Consider the following 18,981-nt stretch of genomic DNA (forward strand, 5'->3'; position numbering starts at 1 on the left):
TTACGCGTCCGTCGCCGTCAGCGCGTTGTGCCGCCGACCGCCGGACGCGTCCGGGCGGTAGACCATCTCGACGCCGGAGAGCACCGCGAACACCCGCTCGGTGCCCCCCTGTTCCGTACCGAGCCAGATGTCGCAGGTCGCGTTGTCAGTGCCCTGGACGAGGCCGCGGACGGTGCAGCGCACCGGCCCCTCGACGGGTCCGGTGCCGAGCGCGCGCACCTCGCGGACCCCCATCGGCAGGGACGGGACCCCGGCCGAGGACGCCACCCACAGGCAGGCCGTCTGGAGGGCGCCGTCGACGACGGCGGGGTCGGTCAGCCAGGCGTCCTTCGGCCAGTGCAGCTCCTTCAGGCCGACCAGGTCGGTCCGGGCGCCGACGGAACCGAGGCCGTCGATCGCGCGGATGGCGCGGAAGAGCGGGCCGTGGAAGAGGACGACGCCGTCGTACGTCGGCTCGGAGGGGCGCTCGGCGAGTCCGGCCTCGGGCAGTTCCGGGGCCCCCGGGAGCGCGGCCACGTCGGCGTGGTCGGCGACGGCGGTGTAGTGCAGCGAGCCGTCCAGGCCCTTCAGTTCGAGGCGCAGCGGCCCGCCGGCCTCGGCGCCCGACGGCCGGACGTGGAGTTGCAGCCGGGTCTGCTCCAGGCCGAACTTGTCCAGCGCGATGGCGCGCAGCACCCGGACGTCGCGGATCAGCACCGAGGCCTGCGCCGGAAAGGCGGCACGCGCGGCGCGGGTGAACCACTCGACGACGAGGGCCACGGGCACGACCGGGCGTCCCGCGATGCTGTGGTCGGCGAGGTAGGGGTGGGTGTCCGCGCCGACGAGGATGTCGGTCACGGCGGTCTGCTCGGCGACCGCGTCCGAGGTGCCCGCGGCGATCGACAGGCAGGCGGTGCCGGGCTGTTCGAGTTCGGCCATGAACGCGCGGACGCCGTCGGCCTCGTCCAGGAGCGGCACGCCGAGCCGGCGGAAGTGCTCGGCGTGCGCGGTGGAGACCATGCCGGCGGCCCACGGGCCCCAGGCGATCGCCTTGACGACGCGGTCGGGCGTACGGCTCGCCTCGGCCTGGGCGATGTGCTCCAAGGCCTGGTTGGCCGCGGCGTAGTCGGACTGGCCGGCGGTGCCCAGGCGCGCGCTGACCGACGAGAAGAGGCAGACCAGGCGCAGCGGGTCGTCCTGGGTCAGCGCGAGGAGGGTGCGCAGTCCGCCGACCTTGGTGCCGTAGACGATGTCGAACTGCTCGGGGGTCTTGTCGGCGATGTTGTGGTCGGCGAGGACGCCGGCGGCGTGGATGATCCCGGTGATCGGGCCCCAGTCGCGGCGCACCTCGGCCAGGACCTCGGCCATCCGCTCGCGGTCGGTCGCGTCGGCGACGACGTAGCGGGTCTCGGCGCCGGCCTCGGCCAGGTGGTCGAGGGTCGCGCGGATCTCGCGGGAGGCCAGCACGCACTTGGACGCGGCGGCGAGTTCGCCCAGCGACGGCAGGGCGCCGGTGCGCGAGTCGGGGCGGCTGCTGAGGACCTGCCGGATGGCGGCCTCGTCGGCGGCGCCGCGCAGGGCGTCGTCCTCGTCGACGGGGCGGGTGCGCCCGAGGAGCACCAGCCTGGGCCGGTGGGCGAGGGCGAGGGCCCGGACGCAGGCGGCGGTGATGCCGCGGGCTCCGCCGGTGACGACGACCACGGGGTTCGGCCCGAGGTCGAGCGGCACGCGCGGGCCGGTCGTCTCGGGTGCGCCGCGCAGCACCGAGCGGCGGCCGTCGGCGGACAGCGCGACGTCGGTGGTGTCGCCGCCGAGGAGGATCTCGTTGGCGATGTCCTGGGCGATGTCCTGGGGGGCGCGGGCGCCGCGTTCGATGTCGATGGTCTTGACCGTGGCTCCCGCCCACTCGTTGGACGCGGTGCGGGCGAGTGCGGCGATGCCCGCGCAGCCGACGCGTTCGGGGGCGCCGGACGTCCCGAAGTCGCCTCCGGTGTCCTGCACGGTGACGAGGACGCCGTTGTCGCGCCGCATGGCGTCGGCGACGGCGACGAGGGTGGTGAAGACCGCGCGGGTGGGGGCGTCGGGGTCGGTGTCCGGGTCGATGGCGCGGAGGCCGTCCAGGGAGATGACGGCGCTGGACCCGGCGGGCACCCGGTCGACGATGGACGACTTGATGCCCTCGCGGCGCAGCGTCTCCGCGAGGCATTCGGCGACGCCGTTGCCGTCGTCGGTGATGAGCAGGGGCCGTTGGCGCAGGCCGGTCACCGGGCCGCCCGCGGCGGGCTCGACGGACACCGGGGTCAGGCCGGTGCGCAGTACGGCGGTTCGGGGTACGGCGGGCGCGGCGTCGTGGGGGGCCGTGGCCGGTGCGGTGTGCGCGGGGGTGCGCAGGGCGGCGAGTTTGTCGGCGATCTCGGCGATCGTGCGCAACCGCGCCAACTCCGCCGGATCCACATCCGCCTCACCCGGGAAATGCTCACGCAACCGCGTCAGAATCTGCACCCGCTTGATCGAGTCGACCCCCAAATCGACCTCAAGATCCATATCCGCCGTCAACATCTCCACCGGGTAACCCGTGAGTTCCGCGACGATCGACAGCGCGACCTGCTCGCCGTCGATCGGGGACGGGGCAGGGTCGGCGGGAGCGGGGGAAGCGGGGGCGGGGGTGCTCGCGGCGGGGCCGCGCAGGGCGGCGAGTTTGTCGGCGATCTCGGCGATCGTGCGCAACCGCGCCAACTCCGCCGGATCCACATCCGCCTCACCCGGGAAATGCTCACGCAACCGCGTCAGAATCTGCACCCGCTTGATCGAGTCGACCCCCAAATCGACCTCAAGATCCATATCCGCCGTCAACATCTCCACCGGGTAACCGGTCAGTTCCGCGACGATCGACAGCGCGACCTGCTCGCCGCCCGGGGCGTTCGGCGCGGCCGGGGCGACGGTCTCGACGGCGGGTGGCCGGGGCGCGGCGGGGATCTCGGGGGCGGCGGGCGGTGACGCGGCCGGTTCGTACCGGACGGCCGGGGACGGCGGGGGCTGCATGACCGTGGGGCCCGCCGGGGCGGGCGGCGCGGCCGGGGCGGGCGTGGCGGGGTGCGCGGGCGCGGCGGCGATCTCCGGGGCGGGTCGCGCGGGCAGCACCGGCGCGGGCGCGACCGGGGTGGTGGCGACGACGCGCGGGGCGGGCGCGGGCGCGGTGTTCGCGTCGGTGCCGACCGGGCGTCCCATGAGGCCGTCGAGCGACGTCCGCGCCAGGTCGAGGTAGCTGGCGTGGCTGGCCGACGTGGTGCTCTGGTAGACGCTGTGCGCCTCGCTCGCCTGCCGCTGGACCTCGAGGAAGGCGTGCAGCCAGGGGGCGGACGCGGGCGGCGCCGTCCCGGCCGGGTCGTTCGCGGGGGCCGCGGCGGACACCGCGGGCGCGGTCGCCGGGGCGACGTGCCGCGTCCCGAGCGGCGGCGCGGCCTGGATCTGGGCCGCCGAGCCGGTGTGCGCCGGAGTGTGCGCGGGCGCCGGGGCGTGGGCCGGTGCCGGGGCGGGCGCGGCGGGGTGCGCGGGCGCGGGGGCCTGGGCCGACGCGGGGGTGTGCGCGGGTGCCGGGGCCTGCCGCGCGGCGGCGGGGAGCCCCGGCGCGGCCGGCCGCGTGCCCGGGGCGCCGGCGGCGTCCGACTCGCGTACGGCGGACGGGGCTTCGGCCGTCTCGCCGCGAACGCCGGGGTTGGGACCGGAGATGGGGATGGTCATGCCTGTCCTCGCTGGCGATGGTGCGGAGGTGGCCGCGAACGACGACCACAGCGGGGTGAAGTCGAAGGAGCGGCCGGCGACGGCCAGCGCGCCCAGGGCCCGGTGCAGCGCGGTCAGTCCGACTCCCCCGGACTTGTCCGTGCTGAGTGCCGTGTGCGGCCGGTCGCCGAGGATCCTGCCGACGAGACCGGTCAGCGCGGTGCCCGGTCCGGCCTCGACGAAGGTGCGCACCCCGTCCTCGTACATCGCGAGGATCATCTCGGCGAACCGTACGGACGAGGTGACGTGGTCGTGCAGCAGGTGCCGCATCCGGGCCGGCGACGCGGGGTACGGCCGGGCCTTGACGTTGCCGTACACCGGGACGCGCGGCTCGCGGAATTCGTGGCGCTCCAGGGCCGGCCGCCAGTCGGCGGTCGCGGACGCGATGAGCGGGCTGTGGAACGCGCTCGACACCGTGAGGCGCTGCGCGGGGAATCCGCGGTCCCGGGCCAGTTGCTCGACCTTGGCGATGGAGGTCTCGGCACCGGAAAGGACCTGCTGGGTGGGCGAGTTGTAGTTCGCGACCCAGACGCGGGTGACGCCGCGGACCAGATCCTCGGCTTCCTTCGCCGACGCGGTGACGGCGAGCATCGCGCCGGGCACCTTGCCGGCGTCGCGCAGGAGTTCGCCGCGTACCCGGGCGAGGTCCATGAGGGTGTCCGCGTCGTAGACGCCCGCCGCGTGCAGCGCGGAGAGTTCGCCGAAGCTGTGCCCGGCGACGCAGTCGGGCACGAAGCCGACGGCGTTCAGGATCTCCTGGATCATCAGCGCGTGCGCGGCGAGTGCGGGCTGCGCGATCTCGGTGGCCTTGAGCAGGTCGGCGTGCTCGCGGTCGGCGCCCGCGACGGGCGGCGGGAACACGGTCCGGTGCAGCGAGCGCCCGGCGATGTCGAAGTCGGCCAGCCGGTCCCACGCGGCGAGCGCCCGGGGCTGGTGCATGGCCAGGTCGGCGCCCATGTCGGGGTACTGGCTGCCCTGGCCGGGGAACAGCAGCGCGACCCGTCCGGCGTCGGCGGGCCCCGAGGCGTAGCGCGCGCCGGCGGGGGTGTGGAAGGCGGCGTCCGGGTTCGCCGTGATCCTGGCCCGCGCGTCGGACGCCTGGGTGCGCAGGTCCTCTTCGTCGCGGGCGACGAGGCACACGCGGTGGGCGGCCTTGGCGTCGTACGCGAGCTGGGTGCGGCGCGCGATGTGGGCGAGCGGCGCGGCGTCGGAGGCGAGGGCGTCGAGGGCCAGGGCCAAGGCCGGGGCCGAGTCGGCGCCGAGCAGGACGAGTTCGCTCGGGGCGCTGCGGGTGAGCGTTTCCCGTGCGGCGGCCGGCTCGGCGGGGCGGTGCTCCTCAAGGGCGACGTGGAAGTTCGTGCCTCCGAAGCCGAAGCTGGAGACCGAGGCGCGGCGCGGGTGTTCGTCGTCGCGGATCCAGGGGCGGGTACGGGTGCTCAGGTAGAACGGCCCCTTCTCCAGGCCGAGGGCCGGGTCCGGGCGTTCGGCCTTGAGCGTGGCCGGCAGGATCTTGTGGTGCAGCGCGAGGGCGGCCTTGATGAGGCCGACCGCACCCGCGGCGGTGCGGGTGTGGCCGATCTGCGACTTGACCGAGCCGAGGGCGCAGCGCAGCGCGTCGCCGCCCTCGGACTGGGTGAACACCTCGCGCAGCGCGGTGAATTCGGCGGTGTCGCCGGCCTTCGTCCCGGTGCCGTGGGCCTCGATCAGCTCGACCGTCTCGGGGCCGTAGCCGGCGCTCGCGTAGGCGCGGCGCAGGGCGCGCACCTGTCCGCCGACGGTGGGCGCGTAGATGGAGGATCCCCGGCCGTCGGAGGAGGTGCCGATGCCGCGGACGACGGCGTAGACGCGGTCGCCGTCGCGTTCGGCGTCCTCCAGCCGCTTGAGGACGAACATCGCGACGGCCTCGCCGAGGAGGGTGCCGTCGGCGTCGGCGGAGAACGGCCGGCATTCGCCCGTGGGCGACAGGGCCGGGGTCTTGCTGAAGCAGGTGAATCCGAAGGCGTCGCAGAGCGGGTCGACGCCGCCGGTGATCATGACGTCGGCACGGCCGAGCGTGAGTTCGTCGATGGCGGCGCTCATCGCGGACAGCGAGCTGGCACAGGCCGCGTCGGTGGTGTAGTTGCTGCCGTGCAGGTCGAAGTGCCGTGCCACGCGCCCCGCGATGACGTTCGTGAGCATTCCGGGGAAGGAGCTTTCCTTCCACTCCGGGTAGGACGCGGCGATGGCGTCGCACAGCTCGTCGGCCTTGGCCTCGGGGATGCCGCGGGCGAGCATGACCTTGTGCCACGTCGGCCGCTGGGAGCGGAACGACATGCGGAAGGCCAGCTCGGTCGGGCTGGCGCCCAGGATGATGCCCATGCGCTCGCGTACGGCCTCGGACGGGCCGTCGGCGCCGAAGGCGTCGCGCAGGACCTGCTGCGCCGCCATGAGGCTGAGCAGTTGGGCGGTGTCGGTGGCGTCGAGCGTCGACGGCGGGGTGCCGAAGGAGAGCGGTTCGAAGTCGACCGGTGACAGGAAGGCCCCGCGTTTCGCGTACGTCTTGTCGGGGGCCGCGGGGTCGCTGGAGTAGTGGTCGCTCACGAGCCAGTGGCTCTCGGGCACGTCGCGGATGTGGTCGCGGGCGTGCACGATGTCACGCCAGAATCCCGCGACGTCCGAAGAGCCCGGCACCAGGGTGCTCAGGCCGATGACGGCGATGGGGGGCTGGGAGCGGGACGGATGGGCGGACACAGGGCTCCTTGTGTGGTGGTGGGGTCAGAGCAGTTCTTGGGCGGTGAAGGTGAACGCGCTCGCGGGCAGGTCGACGCCGTGGCTGCGCAGTTGGTGCGCGCGGGTCAGGACCGTCGCGCCTTCCATGAGGTTGCGGGCGACCTGCACGACCGACAGGTGGGACGGGTCGGCGAGGTAGCCGTCCTTGCGCCAGTCGTTGAACGCGCCGACCGCGGGGCCGCACCAGATCTGGTAGTCGACGGTCCGGTCGGCAGCGCCCCGGGCCGCCCAGGTGCTGGACATGCCGAGGTACCAGCGGAAGACCAGGGCCATGCGGTGCTTGGGGTCGGCGGTCGCGCGGTGTACCTGCGCGATGTCCCGGCCGCGCCAGAACTCCTCGGTCTGCGCCCAGACTTCGGCCAGCGGGAGGCGGAAGATCTCCTTCTCGATGCGGGCGGCCTGGGCGGCGGGGATGTCCTCCAGCGACGCGTGGTCGCGGTACAGCTGCCGCAGCTTGGCGGCGCGGGCGGCGAACATCGTGCCGCGGCTGAGCACCTGGACCTGCGCGCCGATCTCGAACATGTCGGCGGACGGCGCCATCGCGACGTCCATGGTGTCGGCGGCCTGGAGCATCGCCCGGGCGCGGTCGGAGGTGCCGGCCTCCAGGCAGAGCTGGTTGACCGAGCCGGTGACGACGTACGCGGCTCCGAGGGCGAACGCGGCGGCGACGCCGTGCGGGGTGCCCAGGCCGCCGGCCGCGCCGATGCGGGTGCGCGGGACGATGCCGTGCCGGGCGGCGACGGCGTCGCGCAGCGCGAGGATCTGCGGGAGCGCGGTGGCCAGCGGCCGGCCGTCGGTGTGCCCGCCGCTGTCGGACTCGACGGTGAGGTCGTCGACCATGGGCACCTGTGCCGCGAGGGCGGCCTCGTCGGCGGTCACCAGGCCGGCGGCGACGAGGTCGCGCAGGAGGGCGGGCGGCGCGGGCGCGAGGAACTGCGCGGCGACCTCGGGGCGGGAGACCTTGGCCATCATCATGCGCGGGCGCTCGATCCGGCCGCCCGGGCCGACGCGCAGCCCGGCGGCGGAGCAGTGCGCGAGCGCGGGGGTGATGTCGCTGAACGCCGACACCGACACGCAGCGGACGCCGTGGCGGATGGCGAGGGCGGCGACCTCGTTCTCCCACGCGGGTTCCTGCGGGCTGTGGATGATGTTGACGCCCCAGGGCGCGTGGGCGGGCAGTTCGCCGCGCAGTTCCGCGAGGGCGTGCGCCACCTTGGCGATGGGCAGGCCCGCGGCGCCGAAGATGCCGAGGAGGTCGGCGCGGGCCATGGCCTTGACCATGGCGACGCTCGCGATGCCCTGGGCCATTTCGCCGGCCACGTAGGGGAAGCGCACCCCGTGGTCGGCGGCGAAGGACCGGTCGCCGAGCCATTCCGGGTAGAGCGCCGGAAGGGTTCCGACGAGTTCGCAGCCGGGGACGTCAGCGGTCCCGAGGACGACGCCGGTCGCGGAGTCGGACAGCCGCCGCACGACGCCGGCCGGGGTCCTGGGTTGCCGGAGCACCCGCAGCACGTGGTCGGCGGCGGTGAAATCCGGAATCGCACTGCCGGGGTGTTCCCGGAGGCCGATGGTCATCAGCGATACTTCCCTCTGGTCTTCCGAAGGGACGGGGTTTTCGTCGGCCGCGGCGCGGATAATTCTCCGATTAATCCGGCGGCGGTATTACCCGGTCAACAAAATATCCGCGACGATCGAGTGCGGGGGATGGAAATCCGCCGGTCCGTGGCGTTCGACATGCTTCCGGGGAATTTCCCGAACGATCAGCGTCACGGCGCGTGAGTTTCCCAACCGGAGCGTTGATCAAACCGCTTTCCCCAGGACCAACCAAATGGACGCATGGCCTGACGTGGGCCAGAAAACCGGATACAACGGTATCTATGGGATCGCTCACGGCTATATTTTTCGATGATCATACAAAGTCATATTGATATTCGTCCGATCGTTATTTTTTGAATACCTTCGATCGGCGCCGAATAATTGGGGAAAGCCGCGGCAAATAACCGCGCCCCGGCACCGACCTACCGGTACTGTCGATCCGCGCCGGTGATCTCCCGCCCCGAAAATCGACCGGCACCGGGTGGCCCGCGGAACACCGCGCGCGAATAGCTCCGCCCCGCACCCGGTCCTCCCGGACCGCCACACATCGCTAGGGAACGGGTCATGCTCGATTCAGCTCCGACCGGACGCGCAGAAAGCGACCGGTCCTCCGAAAGCCCGCGCGAGCGCGGCGCGTTGGCGTACATCGCGTACTACTGCGTGCGACGCCGGCGGCAGTTGCTCGTCGGCGCGGTGATCATGGTCCTGGCGGCCGGCATGGTCGTGGCCGCCGCCCGGGACCAGTGGTCCAACGGCGGCTTCACCACCAAGAGCGGCGCGGCGGCCGACGCCGAGAAGGCCGCGGCCCGGCTCGGGGCCGACTCCGCCGACCTGATCCTGTACGTCCGCGCCGACGCGCCGGTCGACGACGCCGCCGTCGCCGACCAGGGACGCCGCCTCACCGAGACGATCGCGGGGCGGACCGGGGTCACCGCCGCCCGCTCGTACTGGACCACCGGCTCCCCCCTCCTGCGTGCCCGGGACGGCCGCGGCGCGCTGATCAGCGTCGACCTGGCGGGCACCGAGCGCGACACCGTGGCCACCGCACGCGACCTCGTCCCCGCGGCACGCGAGGCCTCCGGCGCCCTGACGGTGTCCGCGACCGGCCCGGCCTGGACCAACGCGCAGGCCACGGCCCAGTCGGAACACGACCTCAAACGCGGTGAACTCCTGGCCGCACCCCTGACGCTGCTCATCCTGCTGCTCGCGTTCGGCTCGCTCACCGCCGCGGCGCTCCCCATCGCCATCGGGGCGGTCTCCGTCGCCGGGGCGCTGGCCGCCCTGGCCGCCCTCACCCACGTGCTGCCGATCTCCGTCTTCGCGATCAACATCTGCGCGTCGCTGGGGTTCGCGCTCGCCGTCGACTACGCGCTGTTCGTGGTCACCCGCTACCGCGAGGAGATCGCGGCCGGCACCGACGCGACCCGGGCGATCGCCCGCAGCATGGCCAAGGCCGGGCACGCGGTGCTCTTCTCCGCCGCGACGGTGGCCCTGTGCCTGTCGGCGCTGTTCGTCTTCCCCCTCGAACTGCTGCGCTCGCTGGCCTGCGCGTCGATGCTGGTGGTCGCGATCTCCGCCGTCACGACCGTGTTCCTGCTGCCCGCGCTACTCGCGGTCCTCGGCCCGCGCCTGGACCGGCTCGACCCGTTCCGCCGCCTGCGCCGCAAGGCCCGCACGCGGCCCGAGGGCGGCGGCAGCCCGCTGTGGCACCGGATCGCCTCGGTCTCCACCGCGCGCCCGATCGTCACCGGCGGCATCGCCGTGCTCCTCCTGCTGCTGCTCGCCACCCCGTTCACGAACGCGCGCTTCCACATCGTGGACGAGAAGATCCTGCCGAGCGCGTCCGAGGCGCACCGCACCGCCGACAGCCTGCGCACGGATTTCGCCGACCCGCCCGAGCGCGTCATCCCGGTGATCCTTCCGGACACGCACCCCGCGGCCGACGCCGCGGCGATCGACGCGTACGCCCGGCGCCTGTCGTTGCTCCCCCAGGTCGTCCACGTGCTGGCGGACACGGGCGACTACCGCGCCGGGGCCCCCGTGCCCGGCACGCAGCCCACGGCCGCCGCCGCGACGCCCCGGGCGGGCACCGTCGTCCGCGTCGTCAGCGCCGCGAACAGCCAGGCCCCGCAGACCGTCGCCCTCGTCCACGAGGTGCGCGACCTGCCCGCGCCCGGGCCCCACCTCGTGGCCGGCAAGGCCGCCGAACTCTCCGACACCAAGCACGCGTTGCGCCACGCGCTGCCCTACGGCGCGGCCATCGTCGTGCTCGGCACCCTGGTGATGCTGTTCATGTTCACCCGCAGTGTCCTCGTCCCGGTCAAGGCCGTCCTGATGGGGCTGCTGAGCCTCACCGCCACCCTCGGCGCCTTGGTCTTCGTCTTCCAGGACGGCCACCTGCGGTCCGTGGTGGGCGACTTCACCACCAGCGGGTCGCTGGAGGCGACCATGCCGCTGCTGACCCTCGCCATCGGGTTCGGGATCTCCGTCGACTACGAGGTCTTCCTGATCGCCCGGATCAAAGAGGAGTACGAACGCACCGGCGACAACACCCGCGCCATCGTCTTCGGCATCGAGCACACCGGCCGGCTCTTCACCGCCGCCGCGCTCATCGTGGCAGCCGGCATGGTCGCGCTCAGCCTGTCGCACGTCACCCTGCTCAAGATGGTCGGCGTCGGCCTGGCCGTCGCGGTCGTGGTGGACGCCACGCTGGTGCGCGGCATCCTCGTGCCGTCGCTCATGCGCCTGACCGGACGCGCCAACTGGTGGGCCCCGTCGTTCCCGTGGCGCATCGTGCACCGCGACGTGCTGGTCAACGCCAAACTCCCCGACGCCCGCGCGGAAATCACCCCCGCGGTGGCGGGCCCCAAGGCGACCGCCGTCCCCGAGGCGCCGGAGGAGACCGTCTCCTGACGACGCGTCAGCCCAACCGCCCGCCGCCCGCGTACCCGACCACCCCGCGCGATCCGCCGCCCCCGGCCGCGGCGCGGCATCCGTGCGCGCGCGAACTCGCCCGCCCGCTCCGCCGCTTCACCCCGAGACCCACACCCGAAGCCAACCCCACGTCACGAATCGAGAGCCCTCCGTGGAATCCATGTGCCGTCCGCTCATCCGGTCGCCGCGCCCGGACCTGGTCACGTACGTGCCCCGACCCGCCGCCCGGGTACGCCTGTTCACCCTCCCCTACGCGGGCGCCGACCCGGGAATGTTCGCGCCCTGGGTGCAACACCTGCCGGACTCCGTCGAGTTGCGGGCCCTCAGGTTCCCCGGCCGCGGGACGCGGGCCGACGAGGTGTCCCTCACCGACCCGGCCATGGTCTCCGCGATGGTCGCCGAACTGATCATGGAGGCCGACGACGGGCGGCCGTTCGCCGTCTTCGGCCACAGCATCGGCGGGATGATCGCCTTCGACGCGGTGCGCGAACTGCGGCGCTGCGGACACCGGTTGCCGGCCCTGCTGGCGCTGTCCGCCGTCCCCGCGCCGCAGGGCGGCGCGTTCGCCAAGGCCTGCCGGCCCATCCTGGTCTCCGACCAGCCGTGGCGCCAGCTGGGGCTCACCGACCTGCTGCCGCCCGAGGTCTTCCGCGACCTGGGCGCGATGGCGGCGTTCGGCCCGCCGATGATGGCCGACCTCCTGCTCGCCCTGCACCACCGGTACGTCCACGAACCGGCGTTGGACTGCCCCGTGAGCATCTACGGGGCGCGCGACGACACGCTGGTGGCGGTGCACGCCCTCACCGACTGGCGGGAGCAGACGACGCAGCCGCTGCGCCTGCGCACGTACCCGGGGGGCCACTTGTACGTGCACGACCAACTGACGCCCCTGCTCGCCGACTTGGCCACCGACCTGCGCACGCTCGTCGGCGTCGGCGCGGCCTGAGCACCCGCCCGCGGGGGCGCAGACGCGTGAAACTCCCGTTACGTCGTTTGCCCGTGGCGTGTCTCGGAAGACGCCCGGCACAAACCAAGCAGTCTGTTTCCCGCCGGAGCCGGAACACGTCCTGCCGGCACACATCCTGGATTGGAGCATCGGATGCGGAATTCCCTCGGGACCGCGACTCCCCGCAAGCGCAACGGACTTCGTCTCGGCGGCGCGCTCGTGCTCACGGCGGCCCTGGTGGGCCTCCCGTTCGCGGGCGCGGCCTCGGCCGAGACGCGGGGCGCGGCCCACGTGTCGGACCGCTGCCTCGTCGTGCACCACATCGAAGGGGAGTCGTACGCGTACCCGGTCGTCACGTACGACGTCGGGTGCGGGCTGGCGCACCGCTGATCCCCTGATCACGCTCGGACCGTGCCCGGGCCGGAGTCTTCCGGCCCGGGCACATCCGTGTGTCCGGGTAACGGCGACCCGCGGGGGCGAAACACGACGCGGCGTCGGCCTCGGCGCCGCGGCCGACGGAGAACGGGTGGCGGTGGTGCAGACGGTGAGTGTGACGAGCGATTGGGTGCACGGTGCCTACGGGCGGCAGGTGGCGGAGGTGCTGCTCGCCTTCGTGCTGTCCAGTGCGATCGGCGTGGAGCGCGAGGTCCGCCAGCGCAGCGCGGGCCTGCGTACGCACGCCCTGGTCGGGGTGGGCACGGCGTTGTTCGTGGAGGTGTCCAAATACGGCTTCTGGGACGTCCTGCCGGCGGAGGCCCCCTCGTACGACCCGTCGCGGATCGCGGCGCAGATCGTGTCCGGGATCGGCTTCATCGGCGGCGGTCTGATCTTCGTCCGCCGGGACAGCGTGCGCGGCCTGACCACGGCCGCGGTGGTGTGGCTGACGTGCGCGGTCGGCATGGCGTGCGCCGCCGGGCTGCCGGTCCTGGCGATCCTGGTGACGGCGCTGCACTTCGCCGTCGTCTTCGGCTACACGCCGCTGATCCGGTGGTTCGAGAAGGAGCGGCCCCAGGCGGTCGAGCTGCGGCTGGTCTACATGCCGGCGCACGGGGTGCTGCCCGCGGTGCTGATGGCGTGCGTGCGGCACGGGTTCCGGGTGACGGACGTCTCGGTCCGGCACGAGGACCGGGGCGTCCCGGAGCGCAGCGGGCGGAAGGCGAAGGACGTCGACGACCCGTTCGAGCGAGTCCGGGGCCGGGTGACGTACGTTGTGCTCAGACTCGACGGCACCGGCGAACCGCACCGGCTCGTCGCCGAACTCACCGAGATGGACGGCGTCTTGAGTGCGGGCGGCGGCGTGGTGACGGAGCCCGAGTAGACCTCGTACGGAATGCCAACATCGACGTTGACATCACATATGGTTCCATGGACGGACAGCCATACGAGAGGCACCGTACGACCTCGCCGGACATCGCACGACGCGGAGTCACCGCCCTTCCCGGGCCCGGTGGTTCCGGACAGCACCCCAGAAAGGGACATCTGTGCCTGAAAGCACGACTCGCCGGGCCGCGCTGTCCAACGCCAGCCGCGGTCGCCGCGGCGGCGAGGGACAGGACAAGCGGCGCGGAACCGGGCGCACCAGTCGGGGCCGCCAGACGCGCGGGCTGCTCCTGGAGGCCGCCAAGACGGTCTTCGAACGCGACGGGTTCCTCCACGCCCGGATCGCCGACATCTGCGACGCCGCCGGGATCTCCCACGGCTCCTTCTACACCTACTTCCTGTCCAAGGAGGAGATCTTCAAGGAGATCGTCGACTCGGTCGAGCTGGGCCTCCTCACGCTCGAACCCGCGCCCGCGGACGCCGACCCGGTCGAGCGCATCCGTGCCGCGAACGAGCACTACCTTCAGGCGTACCGCGACAACGCCAAGCTCATGAGGGTCATCCACCAGGTCGCGACGATCGACGCCGAGGTGCGCGAGACGCGCCTCCAGCGCCAGGACGCCTTCGCCCGCGCGATCGAGCGCCGCATCCGGCGCCTCCAGGAGACCGGCCTCGCGGACCCCGAGGTCGACGCCTCGTACGCGGCCCAGGCGCTCGGCGGCATGGTCGCGCATTTCGCCGAATACCTGTTCAACACCGACAACGCCTTCGGCTTCGACCTGGACACCGCGACCGAGCAGCTGACGCGCATCTGGATGAACGCGGTGGGCATGCGCGAGGTCCCGGCCGCGGAGGCGGGCGCCGACACGCGCGACTGACGTCCGGGCGCGGGACCGCTCGGTCGCCCCCGGGTCCCGTGGGCGGCCGAGCGCCCGTCGCCGGTCCGTACGACGCGCGGGCCGCGGCCCGGGGCGCCGCGCGGACCCGGTCCGCACACCGCCCTGCGCCGGGGCGATCATGGGCACGACCGCGCCGCCCGCGAGGCGGCGCCGCGGAGGAACGCACATCACGACCGCGCGGCGGCCGAGCCGCCGCGCCCGGGGAGGGACCGCGCATGGACATCGGAGTTCACCTCGCGAGCGTCAACCTGCGGCACTGGGGTGCCGTGGCCGAGGAGGCGGACGGGCTCGGGTTCGAGTCGCTGTGGATCCCCGACCACGTCGTCGTGCCGGCCGCGTCGGCCGGCAGCCCGCACGCCGGGGACGACCACCCGCCGATCCCGTCCGACGTGCCGATCCTGGACCCCCTCGCGGTGCTGAGCCACCTCGCCGCCCGCACCACCCGGATCCGGCTCGGCACCCACGTGTACAACATCGGCCTGCGCCACCCGTTCGTGACCGCGCGGGCGGCGCTGACCGCCGACGTGCTGTCCGGCGGACGGCTGGCGCTCGGCATCGGCTCGGGGTGGCTGCGGGCGGAATGGGAGGCGATGGGCCTGGACTTCGACAAGCGCGGCGCGCGCGTGGACGAGGCCATCGAGGTCTGCCGCCGGTTGTGGAGCGAGCCGCTGGTGGAACACCACGGCGCGCACTTCGACTTCGGCCCGGTCGCCTTCGAGCCCAAGCCGTCCCGGCCGGGCGGCCCCGACCTGCACATCGGCGGCGACGGCGCGGCGGCCCTGCGCCGGGCGGCCACCGTCGGGACGGGCTGGATGCCGATGAACCACTCGCTCGACGACCTGCCCGGCGCGGTGGCCCGGCTGGGCGAACTCGCCGAACGCGCGGGGCGCACCACGCCGATCGAGGTGACGATCGCCGTCGGGTCCGTCACGGCGGACGAGATCAAGCGCCACGCCGAGGCGGGCGTGACGCGGCTGATCGTCCGTCCGTGGACCGTTTCGCGCGAGGCGTCGGACGGCATGCGGCGTTTCGCGGACGAAGTCCTCTCCCGGCTGTGACGCCCGGGCCGTGAACGCGCGGGCCCCGCGACCGGGTTTGTCCGGTCGCGGGGCCGACGTGTTCGGGGCGCTCCGCGCCTCGTCCGTCTGTCAGACGGGCAGCAGCCGCGTGAGGTTGCCGCCCATGACCTTGGCCTGGTCCTCCGGGCTGAAGTCGGCGACGTTCTCGACGCAGGTGATCGGGTCGCCCTTGCCCTCCGGGTGCGGGTAGTCCGAACCGAACAGAATGCGGTCGACACCGATCAGGTCGGCCAGGTCGTTGAAGTTGTCCTCGATGAACGGGCTCACGTGGACCATGCGGCGCACCTGCTCGACCGGGTCGCCCCGGAACACCTGCGGCATCTTCTTGTGGATGTCCGCGAGCTTCTCCAGCAGCGGACGGACCCACGACGCGCCGGTCTCCACGACGGCGATCTTGAGCTCCGGGAACCGCGACAGCGCGCCGTGGCAGGCCAGCGACGCCACCGCGTCCTCGATCGGACGCCACTGCCCGACGAACCGGAACGGCTGCGGCTGGAACGGCAGATACTCGCGCTGCACGCCCTCCCAGGCGCTGGAGTGGCCCGCGTACCCGGAGTCCGAGGAGTGGAACGCGACCAGCGTGCCGGTCTCCTCGACGCGCTTCCAGAACGGGTCGAACTCGGGCAGCGCGAACGAGCGCGACCCGCCCGGGCCCGGCACCGGCGCGGGCCGGACCAGGATGGCCCGGGCGCCGCGCTCAAGACACCACTCCAGCTCCGCGATCGCCTTCTCGACGATCGGCAGCGTGATCACCGGCGTCGAGTAGATGCGGTCCTTGTGGTTGAACGACCACTCCTCGTCCATCCACTGGTTGAGCGCGTGGATGACCACGTGGGTCAGCTCCACGTCGTCCTTCATCCGCTCTTCCAGCCGGCTCGCGAGCGTCGGGAACATCAGGGTCCGCTGCACGCCCTGCTCGTCCATCAGCTCCAGGCGCGGGCCGGGCTCGCGGAACGCGGGGATCGAGCGCATCGGCTCGCCGACGATCTCGCGGTACGACTTGCCCTCGGGGTTGCCGTGCTTGAAGTAGTCCTCCTGGGCACCGGGGCGGGCGACGACCTCGAAGGTCGGGTTGGGGATGTACTCGGTGATCTGGCCCCGGATCGCCAGCTTCGTGCGGCCCCGCACCTGCACGTACTCGATCGCGCCCCGGTACGCCTTCGGCAGGTGGCGGGTGAACGCCTCGTCCGTCTCGTACATGTGGTTGTCCGCGTCGAACACCGGATAGGGCAGCTCAAGCGTTGCCATCACACGTTCCTCTCACGACTTGTTCCACGACTTGCGCGACTCGTATGACTTGCGATGCGTGCTTCACCGCTTGTGCCGCCGCGTGCGGCACAGGCTTCCCCCAAGGTGTGTGGTGGGGCACTCTCGACAGCATATTTCGACAAGCCTTCCGAAGGTGTCGCGGGTTGCCGTGAATGTCTCGGGACTCCCCCACGGGGTCCGGCCGTTCACCCCCGGGGGACCTCCCCACGACCGTACACCAAATATCAACATCGATATCGACATAGATGATGGGACGGGCTATCGTCGGCGCGTGGAGCCGTTCGGCCGGCCCGCCCTCTCCCGCGAGGCGAGGACGCTTGACATGATTTGATCATCTCAACATTATCGAAATATGCGGCGGCGGTGACGAACACACCACGCCGACACCGGACTTCCCGAAGCACCACGACGAGGTAGGGGCGCCGAGAGCCACCGTGCTGCACCGGCTGCGGGCGGGACGCCGGACCGCCCGGCGACAGCCGGGCACGCCCGGGGGGGCGGGCCGCGCACACGGCACCACCCCGGCCGCCCCGGGGACCCGCAACCGGCGGTCGCCCGCCCGGCGCCCGGACACCGAAGGGAACCATGTCAGTCGGCGAGCGAGCGAACAAGACCACGCGCACGGCCGCGAGCCCGGCACCGGCCCCCCGCGAGGCCGCTCCCCCGCAGGCCCCGAGGCGCTCCTCCCGCGGCCCCGCCGCGCCGCCCGCGAAGCCGCCCGCCCTCGGCCGCCGCACCGACACGCTCTTCCAGGGCGAAGGCCACGACGGACTCCGGTACGAACGCCTGCGACCGGGCGCCCGCGTCCGGCTCCCGCGGCCCCTCCACTCCGCCGACTGCCTCTACTACATCGTGTCCGGCGAGATCCGGGGCGCGGGCCGCACCCGCAGGACCGGCGACGGATTCCTGGTCGGCGCGGGGTCGTCGCCCGCGTGGACGGCCGGCCGCGAGGGCGCGGAACTCCTCGAACTGCGCACCGCCACACGGTTCGACGCGGACGAAACCGACCGACTCCTCGACGGGTGGACGCGCATCGGGGGCGCGTTGGCCGCACGTCGCCGCCTCTGGCAGCCCCGACGACGATCCGACCGTCCGCGTCCCGAGGGCGGGACACGACCGGGCGATCCCGGAGAGGACTCGAAGTGAACATCGAAGAAGCGGCCGGGATCTTCACCGACCCCAAGGCCTACGCCGACAACGAGCGGTTCCACGGCGGCGCGGCCGTGCTGCGCCGCGAGGCCCCTGTGTGCCGCGTGGAGCACCCGGACTTTAACCCGTTCTACGCGATCACCAAGCACGCCGACGTCATGGAGATCGCCCGCAACCACCGGATATGGCTCAACGCGCCGCGCCCGGCCCTCGGCCCCAAGCCGAAGGACGACACGCGCGACGACATCCCGGTGCGCACGCTCGTGCAGATGGACGCGCCCGACCACCCGGTCTACCGCCGCATCAGCGCCTCGTGGTTCACGCCCAGCGGCGTCCGCAGGCTCAACGACCGCATCACCGAGCTGGCCAAGCGCTTCGTCGACCGCATGGCCGAACGGGACGGCGAGTGCGACTTCTTCCTCGACGTCGCCTCGCACTACCCGCTGTACGTCATCACGTCCCTGCTCGGGCTGCCCGAAGAGGCGTTCCCCCGCATGCTCACCCTGACCCAGGAACTCTTCGGCTCCGACGACGCCGACATGGCACGCGACACCAGCGGCCAGTCGGCGATGGACGCCCTCATCGACTTCTTCCAGTACTTCCAGGGCGTCACCGAGGAGCGCCGCGCCCGCCCCACCGACGACCTCGGCTCGGTGATCGCCAACGCGAGGATCAACGACGAACCCCTCGACATGCTGGAGGCCGTCGGCTACTACGTGCTGCTCGCGACCGCGGGACACGACACCACCAGCTCGGCCATCTCCGGCGGCCTGCACGCCCTGCTGGAGAACCCGGACCAGTGGGCGAGGCTGTCGGCCGACCCGTCCCTCGTGCCGACCGCGGTCGACGAGATGATCCGCTGGGTGTCGCCGGTCAAGCAGTTCATGCGTACCGCGAACGCCGACACCGAGGTGCGCGGCGTGCCCATCGCGGCCGGCGAGTCGGTCCTGCTGTCGTACCCGGCCGCGAACCGCGACGAGGACGCGTTCGACGACGCGCACGTCTTCGACATCGGCCGCCGCCCCAACCAGCACCTCGGCTTCGGCTTCGGCGCGCACTACTGCCTCGGCACCCACCTGGCCCGTCTCGAGGCGCAGGCCCTCTACACCGAACTCGTACCGCGACTGCGGTCGATCGAGGCGGCCGGCCCGGTGGAGTACACCGAGACGCTGTTCGTCGGCGGTCCCAAGCGCCTGCCGATCCGCTACACCATGGCGTAGCCGCGACCTCCCCCCGTCGCGGCGAGACCCCGAACCGCCGT

Annotated in this window: 11 protein-coding genes; 8 read left to right on the forward strand and 3 right to left on the reverse strand. The window is 72.9% G+C overall.

Annotation, left to right across the window (positions count from 1 at the left end):
- Window positions 1-6,489, reverse strand: coding sequence for a type I polyketide synthase (locus LO772_RS35745; protein ID WP_269453149.1), 6,489 nt, complete (start codon window positions 6,487-6,489; stop codon window positions 1-3).
- 24 nt (window positions 6,490-6,513) lie between these two features.
- A complete protein-coding gene (locus LO772_RS02120; RefSeq protein ID WP_231776585.1) occupies window positions 6,514-8,103 on the reverse strand; it encodes a PfaD family polyunsaturated fatty acid/polyketide biosynthesis protein in 1,590 nt (529 codons plus the stop codon).
- 585 nt (window positions 8,104-8,688) lie between these two features.
- Here LO772_RS02120 and LO772_RS02125 point away from each other — a divergent pair.
- The 6 genes from LO772_RS02125 to LO772_RS02150 all read left to right on the forward strand — a co-directional run bounded on the left by LO772_RS02125 (window position 8,689) and on the right by LO772_RS02150 (window position 15,281).
- On the forward strand, window positions 8,689-11,037 hold the full coding sequence (locus LO772_RS02125) for an MMPL family transporter (protein ID WP_231776586.1): 2,349 nt from the start codon (window positions 8,689-8,691) through the stop codon (window positions 11,035-11,037).
- 181 nt (window positions 11,038-11,218) lie between these two features.
- The gene (locus LO772_RS02130; RefSeq protein WP_231776587.1) at window positions 11,219-12,004 is read left to right on the forward strand and encodes a thioesterase II family protein; all 786 of its coding nucleotides are present in this window, start codon (window positions 11,219-11,221) and stop codon (window positions 12,002-12,004) included.
- Window positions 12,005-12,157: 153 nt separating this feature from the next.
- Window positions 12,158-12,394, forward strand: coding sequence for a hypothetical protein (locus LO772_RS02135; RefSeq protein WP_231776588.1), 237 nt, complete (start codon window positions 12,158-12,160; stop codon window positions 12,392-12,394).
- 145 nt (window positions 12,395-12,539) lie between these two features.
- Window positions 12,540-13,322 carry an MgtC/SapB family protein gene (locus LO772_RS02140; RefSeq protein ID WP_443089432.1) on the forward strand — a complete coding sequence of 261 codons (783 nt, stop codon included), beginning with the start codon at window positions 12,540-12,542 and terminating at the stop codon, window positions 13,320-13,322.
- Between the two features lie 163 nt (window positions 13,323-13,485).
- Window positions 13,486-14,202 (forward strand): TetR/AcrR family transcriptional regulator, encoded by a 717-nt coding sequence (locus tag LO772_RS02145; protein WP_231776590.1) that lies wholly within the window; start codon window positions 13,486-13,488, stop codon window positions 14,200-14,202.
- Window positions 14,203-14,438: 236 nt separating this feature from the next.
- Complete coding sequence (locus LO772_RS02150) at window positions 14,439-15,281, forward strand: TIGR03619 family F420-dependent LLM class oxidoreductase (protein WP_231776591.1); 843 nt, start codon at window positions 14,439-14,441, stop codon at window positions 15,279-15,281.
- Between the two features lie 90 nt (window positions 15,282-15,371).
- Here LO772_RS02150 and LO772_RS02155 read toward each other — a convergent pair whose 3' ends face one another.
- The gene (locus LO772_RS02155; RefSeq protein WP_231776592.1) at window positions 15,372-16,550 is read right to left on the reverse strand and encodes an amidohydrolase family protein; all 1,179 of its coding nucleotides are present in this window, start codon (window positions 16,548-16,550) and stop codon (window positions 15,372-15,374) included.
- Between the two features lie 606 nt (window positions 16,551-17,156).
- Between LO772_RS02155 and LO772_RS02160 the strand changes: the two genes are divergently transcribed.
- On the forward strand, window positions 17,157-17,717 hold the full coding sequence (locus tag LO772_RS02160; protein WP_231776593.1) for a hypothetical protein: 561 nt from the start codon (window positions 17,157-17,159) through the stop codon (window positions 17,715-17,717).
- Window positions 17,714-18,940 (forward strand): cytochrome P450, encoded by a 1,227-nt coding sequence (locus tag LO772_RS02165; protein ID WP_231776594.1) that lies wholly within the window; start codon window positions 17,714-17,716, stop codon window positions 18,938-18,940. Before LO772_RS02160 ends, LO772_RS02165 begins: the two co-directional genes overlap by 4 nt.
- The last annotated feature ends 41 nt before the right edge of the window (window positions 18,941-18,981 follow it).

Origin of the sequence: Yinghuangia sp. ASG 101 (assembly GCF_021165735.1) — a bacterium.
Classification (GTDB): domain Bacteria; phylum Actinomycetota; class Actinomycetes; order Streptomycetales; family Streptomycetaceae; genus Yinghuangia.

Bases quoted from the DNA above. Each gene is read 5' to 3' on its own strand.
- LO772_RS02125 (WP_231776586.1), top strand. From the start codon at position 8,689: ATGCTCGATTCAGCTCCGACCGGACGCGCAGAAAGCGACCGGTCCTCC.
- LO772_RS02155 (WP_231776592.1), bottom strand. From the start codon at position 16,550: ATGGCAACGCTTGAGCTGCCCTATCCGGTGTTCGACGCGGACAACCAC.
- LO772_RS02130 (WP_231776587.1), top strand. From the start codon at position 11,219: ATGTGCCGTCCGCTCATCCGGTCGCCGCGCCCGGACCTGGTCACGTAC.
- LO772_RS02160 (WP_231776593.1), top strand. From the start codon at position 17,157: ATGTCAGTCGGCGAGCGAGCGAACAAGACCACGCGCACGGCCGCGAGC.
- LO772_RS02135 (WP_231776588.1), top strand. From the start codon at position 12,158: ATGCGGAATTCCCTCGGGACCGCGACTCCCCGCAAGCGCAACGGACTT.
- LO772_RS02120 (WP_231776585.1), bottom strand. From the start codon at position 8,103: ATGACCATCGGCCTCCGGGAACACCCCGGCAGTGCGATTCCGGATTTC.
- LO772_RS02150 (WP_231776591.1), top strand. From the start codon at position 14,439: ATGGACATCGGAGTTCACCTCGCGAGCGTCAACCTGCGGCACTGGGGT.